Origin of the sequence: Paenibacillus woosongensis, from assembly GCF_009725165.1 — a bacterium.
GTDB classification, from domain to species: Bacteria; Bacillota; Bacilli; order Paenibacillales; family Paenibacillaceae; genus Fontibacillus; species Fontibacillus woosongensis.
This window is the reverse complement of record NZ_WNZW01000002.1, coordinates 188,265-202,107: the sequence shown is the minus strand read 5'-3', so window position 1 is coordinate 202,107 and position 13,843 is coordinate 188,265. Positions and strand designations below refer to the sequence as shown.

The 13,843-nt window shown below is 54.1% G+C and carries 7 protein-coding genes; 6 read left to right on the top strand and 1 reads right to left on the bottom strand.

Annotated features, from left to right (window positions below; translation table 11 throughout):
• The first annotated feature begins 3 nt into the window (after window positions 1-3).
• The 6 genes from nagZ to metG all read left to right on the top strand — a co-directional run bounded on the left by nagZ (window position 4) and on the right by metG (window position 7,376).
• A complete protein-coding gene (gene nagZ, locus GNP95_RS07425) occupies window positions 4-1,632 on the top strand; it encodes a beta-N-acetylhexosaminidase (RefSeq protein WP_413773732.1) in 1,629 nt (542 codons plus the stop codon).
• 192 nt (window positions 1,633-1,824) lie between these two features.
• Window positions 1,825-4,032: a copper amine oxidase N-terminal domain-containing protein gene (locus tag GNP95_RS07420; protein ID WP_155610228.1), complete on the top strand. Its 2,208-nt coding sequence runs from the start codon at window positions 1,825-1,827 to the stop codon at window positions 4,030-4,032.
• Between the two features lie 184 nt (window positions 4,033-4,216).
• Window positions 4,217-4,672, top strand: a complete 456-nt coding sequence (locus GNP95_RS07415; RefSeq protein ID WP_155610227.1) for a Fur family transcriptional regulator — start codon at window positions 4,217-4,219, stop codon at window positions 4,670-4,672.
• Window positions 4,673-4,674: 2 nt separating this feature from the next.
• Complete coding sequence (yidD, locus tag GNP95_RS07410) at window positions 4,675-4,956, top strand: membrane protein insertion efficiency factor YidD (RefSeq protein WP_155610226.1); 282 nt, start codon at window positions 4,675-4,677, stop codon at window positions 4,954-4,956.
• A gap of 114 nt (window positions 4,957-5,070) precedes the next feature.
• Complete coding sequence (locus GNP95_RS07405) at window positions 5,071-5,250, top strand: hypothetical protein (RefSeq protein WP_155610225.1); 180 nt, start codon at window positions 5,071-5,073, stop codon at window positions 5,248-5,250.
• Between the two features lie 152 nt (window positions 5,251-5,402).
• On the top strand, window positions 5,403-7,376 hold the full coding sequence (metG, locus tag GNP95_RS07400) for a methionine--tRNA ligase (RefSeq protein ID WP_155610224.1): 1,974 nt from the start codon (window positions 5,403-5,405) through the stop codon (window positions 7,374-7,376).
• 90 nt (window positions 7,377-7,466) lie between these two features.
• Here metG and GNP95_RS07395 read toward each other — a convergent pair whose 3' ends face one another.
• Window positions 7,467-13,820 carry an S-layer homology domain-containing protein gene (locus GNP95_RS07395; RefSeq protein WP_155610223.1) on the bottom strand — a complete coding sequence of 2,118 codons (6,354 nt, stop codon included), beginning with the start codon at window positions 13,818-13,820 and terminating at the stop codon, window positions 7,467-7,469.
• Between the last annotated feature and the right edge of the window lie 23 nt (window positions 13,821-13,843).

Below are 13,843 nucleotides of genomic sequence, written 5' to 3'. Positions count from 1 at the left end.
AGATTGAAATTGTCAAATCTAACGTTAGAGCAAAAAATCGGGCAAATGTTTATTTGCGGTTTTCCCGGCACTGCGGCAGATGAAGGAATCAAGGGGCTGATCGCGGAGCATCACTTGGGCGGTGTCATTTATTTCCGCCGGAACATCGAAAGCGTGGAACAGCTGTCCAGGCTGTCCCGGGAGTTGCAGCAGCTGCCCCGCAGCACACCGGAAATCCCCCTGTTTATCTCCATGGATCAGGAGGGCGGGATGGTGGCGAGGCTGGATCATGACGGCGTAAGCCGAATTCAGGGCAATATGGCGCTTGGAGCTGTAAACGATCCGGCGCTGACGGAAGAGGCCGCTACGCTGGCAGCCAAGGAATTAACTGCCCTTGGCATCAACCTGAACTTTGCGCCGTGCGTTGATGTTAATAACAATCCGGCTAATCCGGTTATCGGCGTCCGCTCATTCGGCGAGGATCCGCTGCAGGTAGCCGAACATGGCGCGGCAGCAATCCGGGGATACCAAAATCAGGGGGTCAGCGCTACGGCCAAGCATTTTCCGGGGCATGGCGATACAGCCGTTGATTCGCATCATGGTTTGGCCAGCGTGCCGCACAGTAAGGAGCGGTTATACCGCATTGAGCTGCCGCCGTTTCGCAAAGCGATAGAGAGCGGCGTGGACATGATTATGACAGCGCATGTCATATTTCCGGCGTTCGAGCCGGACGGGATCCCGGCAACGCTGTCCCGCCGCGTACTTACCGGCTTGCTGCGCACCGAGCTTGGATTCGAGGGCGTCATCATCACGGATTGCCTCGAGATGCATGCGATATCCAAAAGCTGCGGCATCGCCGAGGGCGCCGTAAGGGCCATCGAGGCCGGAGCGGATATCGTCCTGGTCAGCCATACGCTGGAGGAGCAGGTGCGAGCTATGCAAACGGTGCTCGCCGCTGTGCAAAGCGGACGATTAAGCGAGGAACAAATCGATGAATCCGTGAGGCGTATTCTGTCCTTGAAGCAGAAGCGCATCGGCGTTGTACAAGAGAGCTTGCCGCCGGAACCCTGCAGCCCTCCGCTGACGCCCAATGAGGAGAGCGAACCGCTGCTTCGGCAGATCGCAGAGCGAAGTGTGACGCTCGTATGCGATGCAAGCCGCAATTTGCCTTTAGACGGAGCGGAGCCTGTACTCGTCATCTGGCCTGAGCTGCGCCGCCGGACTGAGGTGGATGAGCCAGCTGTGCATCGTTACACACTGGCCGATGCGATCGCTCCTTATGCGGAGCAAGTGACACTCGTTACCATAGGCACTTTTCCCGACAGCGGCGAAATTCGGGGTGCGATAGAACAGAGCAGGAACTTCAAGCAGATTATCGTGCTTACTTACACCGCGGAAGGAGAGGTCTCCGAAGGGCAGATTTCCTTAATTCAGGGATTGAATGAAATTCATGGTTCTAGTATTATAGTTGTATCTACGCGGAATCCATATGATATCAATTTTTTTCCTGAAATTAGAACCTATTTGTGCCTATACGAGAACCGGCAATATTCGCTTGACGCGCTTGCCAAAGTGCTGTTCGGGCAGCTTCGCCCGCAGGGTAAGCTTCCGGTAGGGCTCAACCCTCAGTTCCCGATAGGACACGGCCTGTGACCCTGGAGAGCGGCATCATTTTAATATGGCACTAATTACCTACTGAACCGGTATAAGTCCGTATTACATGACGGATTTTACCGGTTTTTGCGTGTCGTACGATAGGAGCAGCAACTTTTCCTATAAAACCGCGTTAAATAATAAGTGTAGAAGTGACAGTATTATTCAAATGGGAGTAGAAGGAGTCAAGCAATGAATTTGAAAAAAATGGTCCTCACCACCGTATCCATAGCTTCATTTGTGACCATGGTTCTACCTGCTGGTGCGGCAGAGACCGTACGTGGAAGTATTCTAAGCACGGAGGATATCAAGGCAGAACAAACCAGCATCACAACCGACTGGCAGGATGCTCAGACGAGCATAACCGATCAGGAAAACCCGGGAGCTGAGGGAACCGGCTCAGGCAGCAAGGAAGAATTGCCTGCGGCAAATGGTACGGCGCAGCCGCCGGAAACCAAGTCTACAGCGGATAGCCAGCAGACCAGCCTTGTCGCCGCGGGGACGGCGAATGCGGCAGCAGATCCCGATGTCAGCCAGCTGGTTTTGTTGATGAATAGCAACAAGATGTATCAGAACGGCAAGCAATACTTGGCCCCGCATCCGATGACCGTCAAGGACGGAGTTTCCTACATCTCTATCCGGGCGATCGTAGAGCGGACGGGCTTGAAATTATCTTTCGACAATAAAACCAAAGAGACGATTATCCGGCGGGGCGGCGACGAGCTGCGCTTCAAGCTGAACAGCAAGACCTATAAAGTGAACGGTGCCGTCAAGCCAATGAAAGGGCCCTCATATTCTTCTAACGGCGTATTCTTGGTTCCGTTAACCTCTATTACGCAAGCTCTTGGCATCCCCTACACGGTCAACCAGCAGGAGAAGAAGGTCATTCTCAACCTGTCAACGAAGCCGGTCGCCTCATTCAGCATCAGCAACCCGGAAATTTTCGCAGGCGAGACTTTGGTACAGTATATCCCTAGCGCATATTCCCCGAAAGGCCTGCCGATTGTGGAGGAGCAGTGGGAGGGGCGCGAGGAAGTCTTTATGTATCCGGGCAGATACGTGGTCAGTTACCGTGTCCAGGACTCCAGCGGACAATGGAGCGATACGTTTTGGCTAACCGTGACGGTGAACAAGCCGCATACGCCTCCAGTCGCTGATTTTACTACGAATAAGGATACCTATAAGATCGGGGAATTCATTTCCTACACGGATTATAGTACGGACGAGGATAATGCGATCGTATCGCGGGAATGGCTCAACAATGAAATGGCATTCTTCACACCAGGGCCGAAGACGATCCGCTTGACTGTAAGGAATAAATACGGGCTGTCCTCGACGGTCGAGAAGACGATTACGATTACGGACGAGATATTGTATACGAGGGACGAATTCTACAAGATTTATACCCCAGTCGGCAGCAAATACTCGTTTGACGGTACCAAAATTCCCACTTGGGCTAAGGTTCCTTACCAATACGATACAGAGCCCGTAACACTGATTCGTAGCAACAGCCCGGAGACGGTCTATTCCGAAGGTATCCTCTACCGGGAATCGGCGATCGGAAATACGAGATTCATGCTGCATCATGTAAATGCAACGAGGAAAAACGTCAAGATGTACGTCGTAGCCACAAATCGTGGCTCGGAAACCGCGCGCTTAACTCAGACGAGCTTAGGGATGGGCGGACCTACGAAGTACGCGACTGCTTCCGGCAAAATGTCGGTTCAGCGCTATTTTGAATCGATGCAGTACGGCAATAAGTTTAAGGACGTCTGGCTGTCCCCTGGACAAAGCAAAGTTATTTTTACAGAACTCAGCTCCAGCGTAATGAGACAGGGAGACGTTGTATCCCTGTTTGCGGACTTATACAGCGATCAGACGATTCAGTATCACGTCATCATGCTTTCGACGACTAGAGATCCTATTAATGCCCTGCAAAATTTATCCGTGCTGCCTATGGATAACCACAACCGGGGAACATACTTCGATGCGACAAGAAACATCCGGTATGGCGATCTTCTGGGCCTTACGCCTGCCCGTCTGATGATCGGTGACAACTCGCAGGACCCTTATCTCGTCGGCAGGGACGGCGCGACAGGGACGTATCAAATGAACGCGGGCAACTTCGGCGTGCTGTACCGGATCAAGCTCTACCGGGTCGCTCCGCGGACGCTGATTACGTTTAATCCACGGGGCGGGCAATACGATGGTGTGATTATGGTGAATGGCCGGATCGTCCAGCTTCCCGATACGAGCGGTTTGAAGGCACCCCACGAGGCGGCCGTGCTGTACCGGACTGGAGATCACGAGGAGACGGTGGAAATGCTGTTCACTGCCGCGCCGGGCAGCAGCTTGTCCGTTAATTTGTTGTTCCAGCCGTTGCCTGAAATCAAGCATTAGCCATTTTGCATTCTGTACCGCTCAGGGCAGGCCGAGACCAAGAAAGGTCGGGCCTGCCTTTTTTGTGCCTGGCTGAGAGATGAGGAGTGGAGAGCTGGGCGGGCCTTCATTGACGCTGCTGTTTTTTTCGGGCATTATTAGAAGAGACGCATGCATAACGCAAGTTCAGACGGGAGGTATGCACATGCTGTCGAGTGAACAAATCATCGGGGTCATGTCCGCCCGAGGGCTGCGGATTACGGATCAGCGCAGAACGCTGGCCAAGCTGTTTGCAGAGCGTGACGGATATTTAACGCCGAAAGACGTTTATGAATATATGGAAAAAATATATAGCGGCCTCAGCTTTGATACGGTGTACCGCAATTTGCGGGTGATGGAGGAACTGGGGGTACTGGAGCAGATCATGTTTGAGGACGGCCTCAAGTTCCGGGCCAGCTGCAGCGAGGGGCATCATCATCACCATATGATCTGCCTGCAATGCGAGCGGACGTATCCGATCCATTTCTGCCCCATGCCTTTGACGGACGCGCCTGAGCAATTCCAGGTCGTGAAGCATAAGTTCGAAGTGTTCGGCTACTGCAAAGACTGCCGCCGCGAGCTGAACGGCGAGCGGCTGCCGCAGAAGAGCGGGACGTCCTGAAGATGGGCATCGTTCGCAAAGCGGTTAAAGGCCCGATCATTTTCTACCGGAAGTTTATTTCTCCGCTGAAGCCGCCGACCTGCAGGTTTTACCCGACCTGCTCCGCCTACGCTCTGGAGGCAATTGAAGTGCACGGCCCGGTGAAAGGATCCTGGCTTGCAGCCAAGCGAATTGCCCGCTGCCATCCGTTTCACCCTGGCGGGATCGATCCCGTTCCTCCAAGGAAATCACGGGGGCCGGAGCAGGGAGGCAAGCTTAGCGACGGGAGCTCGTCAGAGGCCTAGCTAGTGGAAGTGGCACCCGGAGGCTATTGCTGGTATCAGCGGCCCTGGACCGCTTGACAGAGGGATGGTCTTTTTCTAAGATAGAAGGTAAACACATGAGCTGCTTGATCAAGCATGATATCATTCCGACGAACGGATGAGTACGAAGAGGGATTCTGTGACAGAGAGCCGGGGGAGCTGCAAACCGGTCTGAATCGGCTTTGGAAGATGGTCCGGGAGGAACTGCTTTCGAGCCGCCTTGGCGGGATTTTTCCACGGCCAGCGGTGAGGGAGCGGCGCGAAATCCGGCGTTAATGGAGGGTCGTTAAGACCGACAGAGCCTGCAGTCTGCGAAGACGCAGGGAATTTGGGTGGTAACGCGTGAGTGATCTCTCGCCCCATACGGGGCGGGAGTTTTTTTGTTGCGCTGCCGCTGCTGCTGTTGAAGATGAAGGAGGACGAGGAAGATGGCTGAGAAAAAAACATTCTACATTACGACGCCGATTTATTATCCGAGCGACAAGCTGCATATCGGGCACGCATACACGACGGTAGCCGGAGACGCGATTGCGCGCTACAAGCGCCTGCGGGGCTATGATGTGCGCTATTTGACAGGTACGGATGAGCATGGGCAGAAGATCGAACGTAAAGCCCAGGAGAGCGGCAAGACTCCGCAGCAATTCGTCGACGACATCGTAGTCGGCATTAAGGACTTGTGGCGGAAGCTGGACATTTCCAACGATGACTTCATTCGTACGACGGAGCCGCGCCATAAAGCTGTCGTTGAGGAAATCTTCGACCGTCTGGTGAAGAAGGGTGATATTTATAAAGGCGAATACGAGGGCTGGTACTGCACGCCATGCGAATCGTTCTTTACCGAGCGTCAGCTCGTAGACGGCAATTGTCCAGATTGCGGACGTCCGGTCGAGCTGGTCAAGGAGGAGAGCTATTTCTTCCGCATGAGCCACTATGCGGATCGCCTGCTGCAGTACTATGAGGAGAATCCCGACTTCATTCAGCCGGAATCCCGCAAGAATGAGATGATCAACAACTTTATCAAGCCAGGTCTCGAGGATCTGGCGGTATCCCGTACGACATTCGATTGGGGGATCCGGGTCAAGGGAGATCCGAAGCACGTCATCTACGTGTGGATCGACGCCTTGTCCAATTATATTACGGCGCTTGGCTACGGCACGGACAATCCGGAGCTGTATGACCGCTATTGGCCGGCGGATGTCCACCTCGTCGGAAAGGAGATTGTCCGTTTCCATACGATCTACTGGCCGATTATGCTCATGGCGCTGGATCTGCCGCTGCCGAAAAAGGTTTTCGGACACGGCTGGCTGCTGACCAAGGGCGGTAAAATGTCCAAGTCCAAAGGAAACGTCGTTGATCCGAACATGCTGATCGACCGTTATGGCCTGGATGCAACGCGCTATTACTTGCTTCGCGAGGTTCCGTTCGGCTCTGACGGCTCCTTTACGCCGGAGAGCTTCGTGCAGCGTGTCAACTCAGATTTGGCCAATGATCTCGGCAACCTGCTGAACCGCACGGTGGCGATGATCGGCAAATATTTCGACGGGGAGCTGCCGGCGTACCGTCCAAATGTAACGCCGTACGATGCCGAGCTGTCCGAGCTCGCGCAGCAAACGATCCGCAAGGTTGAGGAAGTGATGGAGAATCTGGAGTTCTCCGTAGCCTTGACAGCGATCAGTGCTTTCATCGGGCGGACGAATAAATATATCGATGAGACGCAGCCTTGGGTACTGGCCAAGGAAGAAGCGAAGCGGGAGGAACTTGCTTCGGTCATGGTGCATTTGGCGGAATCCTTGCGCATCGCTTCCATCTTGCTGCAGCCGTTTCTGACCCAGGCTCCGGCAAAAATCTGGGCACAGCTGGGCATTGAACCAGGAGAGCTCACCTCCTGGGAGAGCGCGAAATCGTTCGGCTTGATTCCGGCTGGAACGAAGCTGGGCAAAGGGGAGCCGATCTTCCCAAGACTTGATGCCGATCAGGAAATCCAGTACATCGTCGATTCGATGTCCGCGGGAGCGGAGCGTGCTCCAGAAGAGCCTGCCAAAGCGCAGGAGACGGAAGTCGTCAAGGAGGAGTCGAAGCCGGAAATCGGTATCGACGACTTTGCGAAGGTAGAACTGCGCGTGGCCGAGGTTACAGCCTGCGAGCCGGTGCCGAAAGCGGATAAGCTGCTTAAGCTTCAGCTCGACCTCGGCTATGAGCAGCGCCAGGTTGTTTCCGGGATCGCGAAGTTCTATAAGCCAGAGGAATTGGTAGGCCGCAAAGTGATCTGCGTGACCAACCTCAAGCCGGTCAAGCTTCGCGGCGAGCTGTCGCAGGGCATGATTCTGGCCGCCTCGCAGGGAGATAAGCTGACGCTGGCGACCGTTCCAGATTCGATGCCAAACGGCGCGATCGTCAAGTAAGCAGATAGGTAAGGCAAGCATCGAAAAGATTAAAAGGCGAGTCCGCGCATGCATGGCGCGGACTCGCCTATTTTTTTTCATGAACTCTGTTTAATTTAGAAATTTAGAAACCACTTGAACACTTTCCGCTCGTGTCATCGGTGCTTTCGGAGCAAACTGGTTATTCCCTCGTCCCCGGATGAGATCCCATGCTTGTGCGGCTCCCACGGCCTCCCTCGCCCAAGCTTCAATTTGTCCGTTATCGCTAAACGACTCCAGGTATGACGTGGTTGTCTCTGCAACATGCAAATACTTATACGCACGCACGATCATAACGGCCATTTCTTCCCGGGTGATGACGGCATTTGGCGCAAATGTGTTCGAATCGCGCCCATGCACGATTCCAGCGCTGCTTGCCTTGGCGATTGCTTCGGCATACCAAGCATCTGGACTCACATCCGTGAATGTCAGGGTATCAGCAGCCGTTAGCCCTAATGCGCGTGCCAGCATCGCTGCGAATTCGGCCCGTGTTACGTTGCCTTGCGGATCGAAACGCGTATCATCAATCCCTGCAATGATGTGCTTTGCCGCCATTTTTTTAATAGCTTGAATCGCCCAATGGCTCTCACCTACATCGGCGAACGTTTTGTTGTATTCGAGAACGGCATATTTCCCTAAATGATGAATTTTCGCGGTGATCATGCCGTCCGCTAACGTTCCGCCCATATACTCAAGAGTTCCGTCTGCTGCAATAAAGTAAATGCCCAATAAATCGGGATCGGCATTCGGATCGACTTGCAGCGTGATCGTTATTGGCTCGGCAAAGGCTGGTGCCGGTTTGGAAGTTCCGTCCGCGCCAACAACCCGCATGTTGAGATCGTACATATCGCTTGCTGCTGTCAACTGAACAGTTCGGTTGGCCGCAGAGCTGCGAACAAGCCGGGCGGCTTCATCCTTCGAAACGAGCCGCATTGAGAAATGAATCCGCGCTTCATTGGCCTCATCTCCAGGTACAACGGCTTGAATGCTCTTCAGAGATGCAGCAGGGAATTCGACGGCCATATTCGGACCGGCGAAACGGAGACGGTTATCTCCTAAAATTTCTGCAATATTCCCCGGAAGAATGACGGTATCTTGGTTCTCCGATATACGGACGATTACTGTGCCATTGATGGCGTCACGTAAATCGTCCGCACCAAGAACCAGAGTAGTCGAGGGGATTTCGGGTTTCGTTGGACGCTTAGGCCCCGAAGGGGGAGCCGAAGTGTTCGACGGCGGAGTCGTTGTCGTGCCGCCGTGATCCTTTCTATAGACAGTCACGGTTCTTGTTACTTCGTCAGCCGCATTGCCCGCCGCATCGCTTACATTGTAGTGGATCGTATACGTTCCGGCTTTTGATGTATCGATGGTCTTCAGTCCATATACACTGCTGGTTACCGTGGTCATAATCCGATCCGTAATGTCGCCGTCCCGATCATCGATCGCCGTTGCGCCTGCATCTGTGAAGTCAGCGCCGACGGGCAGACGAACCACCGGTTTGCCTAACAAGGTAATGACCGGCTTGGTTATATCGGCTTCGATGTCTTCCGTTACGATGACCGTTCTTGTCACCTCGTCAGCCGCATTGCCTGCGTCATCGCTCACATTGTAATGAACCTTGTAAATGTCTGGAATCGATGTGTCAATTGCCGTCAGTCCATATACGCTGCTGGTCACTGTGGTCACGATCCGATCTGTAATGTCGCCATCCCGATCATCGATCGCCGCCGCGCCTGCATCCGCGTAATCATCCCCAACGTCCAGACGAACTACCGGTTCGCCCAACAAGGTAATGACGGGCTTCGTGACATCAGCCTCCGGGGTTTTGACCGGTGCAATGCCGACAAAAGACAGCATCGGCGACTGGTTGCTTTTCGCCACCAGTTTGAGAGTCAATGCTCCGGCTTCCGCCATGGAGAAGTTGTACCCTTGTACTATGTCAAATGAATTGCTGTCAAGCGTTATAGTATCCACAAGTTCGTTTTTGTCGCCATATTCAAGGTAGACTTCTTCGGTGCGGGAGTATTCGGGCCACCAACTGTATGTGCCAAGCGTTATCGTATGTTCGCCAGCAGGCAGATGATCAAACGTATAGGTAAGGGCCGCTCCGGCCTGATTGGCGGTATAGATGCCGGTTGTGCTTTGCTTGCTGTACGGGCCGCTAACGATCCCTTTGTAAGAGACGGACGGCGAGCCGCTGGCATTGTAGCCGCTGTGCCCCCAGGCTTTGGCGGAGTCGTGAATCCGGTCCGGGGCATCGTTGAGAAGCGGTTTGCCGTCGGCGTCCGCAAGGGCGGCGACAGCACTGTATGCCGGCGAATCATAGCCAAGCGTATTGGAAGATGTATGTCCTGCTGTCAGTCCGGTCTCGGTAGCGTTAAGATCTGCGAAATACAAAATGTCCTCAGGGACTACTTCTACGTAACAAACGGTAGTAAGGCTTCCATAGGTGCCGTGTATGGTTACCGTTTCATAGGGAGTATCGAAACGGACGCCGTCCAAATTCCAATTCACAGTCACGAACGATTTCGATCCGTCTTCATGTGTCGCCTCCACTTTCTCGGGGAGATTTGGCGCTCCACCGACGTAGGCGGCAGCATAATGAGGCGAACTAAGCTCCCGTATATCGCCCGTAAATAACTGTTTCTGGGCAAAAACAAGGCGCGCTGTGAGCTGTTCGGCCCCCTCTTGATCCAATCGGTAGGAAGCAGGGTTATTGAGAGCTTCCTCGGCTGCATTCCGCGCGGCTTCAAAGAGCTGCCAATCGCTGTCGCGGAATTCGTCCAGCTTGTTGATGCCTTGCGCCTCTGCTGCCGTCTCTTGGAGAGCAGCTATATCGGGCGTACCTTGCACTTCGCCGGAAACAACCGCCACGGCGTCCACAACCAAGGTGCCGCTTAACACCTTGATCCGGACGGTATGCTCGCCAAATGCAAGACCGCGAAGCGTAAAGGTTTGGTACAATTCCTTGGAAGCTGTCGCGGCGGCTGAAGGCGCTACGATTTGCCCGTCCACCACCACCTCCAGCTTCGCCGAACCATCGTTGGGGCCCAGAATATCCAGTCCGGTGCCTACAAACGTATATTCCAGCGCAGCATCAGCGCCCTGGCTGGTGGAAAGGGAGCGTTGATAATGGAACATGCCCTGGCCGTTGTTATGGGCCCACGAACCGCTGTAAACGAGTTTGGGCTGGGGAACGGGAGCCAGGTCGTGCATCTCCAGATCGTCAAGCGCTTCGGAATAATACGGTGCGTAGCCCCCCACTGTTTCTACCAGCAAATTGTCAAAACGAACGTGATAGTATCCGCTGCCCAGATCTACCCGGCCGGACAGTTTGGGGTGCGGATCGGTGTAGGAGGCAAGCTCCACGCCGTCCAGGAAGGTTGTCACCTGACTGCCCGCAACTTGAATCGCAATGTTATGCCATGCGTTATAAGCGTCGTCAAAGTCATTGATCTTCACGCCGCCGGAACCGCTCACGACATTGCCGTTGGCCACGGAACGGCCATCGACCTGCAGCTGCCAGCCGCCGTCAAACCAAAACTTCAGTACATAAGGCGTGCCGTTGATCGTATGAGAGCTGCCGCCGCCCTGATATCGCGCGCCTATCGCAGCGTAATTTGCGCCGCCTTGCGCATTGTTCGTTTCGAACGAAACGTCGACGCTGGCCTTATAGTTGGTCCACCGGTAGTCGCCGATGGCTGTGACGGGCTCGCCGTTGTTCCACGTGCCGCCAAGCCCCATAAGCCCCCGGTCCAATTGCTGGCGCAGAACGTAATTTCCGGTTTGCTCGTCCAGATATGCCTCGAACGCGCCGTTGCGATCATGGGTGTAGCGGGGGATTGCGCCTTTAGAACCGCCGCGGGATTCGATATAGCTCTGGGTTCCCGTAATTTGACCGCCTGCTCCGATGACAGGAACCGTCTTGCCGGAATAGTCAAAATCGTCGGCGTAAAGGATACCGTCCCCGCTATTTTGTATCGATCCTGTTGCATCGGTGTCGAGCACGGTGCGCTCGCCCTCAACGGGGAACGGTGTATGGTAGGCATTGTTCCCATTGTTCTCCAATGTCGTAACGGTCACGACCGAATAAGGTTTGACGCGCACGGTGTAAATTCCGCCTCCGTCAGCAGATACCTTCCCGCGATATTGCATGTAGCTGCTGTTGAAGGCTTCGCCTTTGCCGGCGGCGCGAGTTTCCCATATTTCCAGGGAAGGTGTGCCCGTAAACGCCATATTGACTGTCTGGAGCTTGTAGGTTCTCTCATACTCGCTGTCATTGACAATAACGGTTGAAAAATCGCTCTTGTCGGGGGCTGCGAGCGTCATATAGCTTGGCGTGCCGTTGCGTCCGCTGACCGGATTAGTGCCTGTCGCGCCGGTGTAGCTGGCCTGGGGGACCGCTCTCCAAATTCCTTCGTCATTATTGCCGTTCTCCCAGCCGGCCTTCGCGAACCAACTAAAATGCTGAAGGACGTGAAGACCCGCGTCATAATGAATCCAGCCCGACCAAGGGTCGCGAGCGCTGACCAATTCCTTGAAGGAATATTGACCGCCTTCGTAGAAGGAGCCGATGGCTGGCTGATAAACAAAATGCGTCCGCCGGGAATTGACGAATCCCTTGATAATGGTATTGCCCATCTCCAGCGCGCTGCCTGTACCGCCGATGCCGGTGCCTGCAGCTGCAGGATCCTTCATATTGTTGTTGGGACGGAAGGACGAGTTGCTGAAGGTGGCCTGCGCCTCGCTGTTCCAGACTTCGACGTCGAATTGCTCCGCGAGCCGTTTGAAATTGCCCGCACTGTCATCGTCGGTGTTGTAGTGGTAGGCGGCGACTGATACCGCGTCCCGCAGAGAAACGTCGCTCACCATGCTGCCTCCGAAGGAGCCAATTCCGACTTCATCTGAAATGACAACCTTAATCCGTTGATAAAGCGCTTTCTCTTCTTCGCTCGCAAAGCCGGCATGATCCGTTTTAACCCGTTCGGCGTATTGTTTTGTCCAAGTCAGGTCCGGAGCATGCTCGTTAATATGGGGATTGACGTAATCGACCATATAGCCGTACTCGCGATAAGCGGCCAGAATGGTGTTTTTATACCAAGCATAAATTTTGTCGTTGTTGTCCGCCCAAGCGGGAGCACTCCAACGCAGGATGCTTACTCTGAGATCAGGGTTCACAGCCTTCGCGTCGGCCGCAAGCTGGAAACCGGGGTGACGGGCAACGTTGGCTTCTTCATTGGCCGTACGCATCGTGGCCGGGTCCGGACCGGTGGAGTTATTGCGGTCGTTGCCCATCTCAATTTTTACATGTGTCATGATAGGGTTGTCTCCACCAAACAGAATCTGCAGCAATTCTGCATAAGACTCAGGATGCTCGGCCTTATAATCCATTAGCAGCGCACTAGTGCTGTTTGCGCTCAGTACGCCAAATCCCTTGAATGTGAGGCCGTTGACATTGCCGGCTTTGATATCGTTGCCGTCCAGCAATACTTTGACCGCAGATGCTGCATTTTTCCGAGCGTCTTCGATCATGCCTTTGATCCCGCCCTTGGCTATGGCGAACCAGCTCAAGATTGGTTTTTCGCCGGACACATACGCGAAGGTCAGTTTCATGGGAACGCTGGTGTCAATGTCTCCGGGAATCGTAAATTCGCTGGAAATGAGCCTAGTTGCATTAGTATTGAACTGATCAAGATAGATCGTCTTTCTATCGCCGCTGATATCCTGATACTCGATATGGGGACGTATCACGCGGGAGCGGCTACCGTACCAGTCGTGAAAACCGCTGCTGAGCGTATAGGTTCCTGCTTCAAGGGCTTTGAGCTGATATATGATATGATCGCCCGCAGCCCGCAGCCCGACAACCCATATCGACGGATCTGCAGCGGGGTCCGTATGCCCTCCGTCTTTGGAGTTTTTTACCTTGTGTACCGAATCGTCGAACCCCCAGCCGCTCGTTCCGTCAAACTTCTGATCGGGCAGCTGATTGAGCAATAATGCGCCGGTCAGTTCTTTAACCGCCTCGTAAAATGGCGAGGTACTAGGATCGTTGCCAAGGGAATCGCCGCCTCGGCCGCTATCTACGAAATAAACCAAGGGATGGCTAGAGGGCGGAATAACTTCCACATTAGCCAAGACCGCTCTGCCTCCCGCCGTACCGGTAACCGTCACCGTATCGTAAGGTACGGCGAAGGTATCCTCGCCGATATGCCAAGTGACAGGCGCGCTCTGGCCTTCCACTTCCATGCTGTCAGGCAAAGTAGTTTCTGCGGTTGTCCTGGCACCCATGTAAGCGGCAGCGTGGACGGTATACACGCTATTAGCGGATACGTCGGAAAGACCGAATGGGGGATACAAACCAAACAACAGCATCGCGGTCATAGCAATGGAGCATAACCTGTTTCTGGCGGTGCGCTTTTTGCTCATTCATACATCCTCCTTTTGATTAA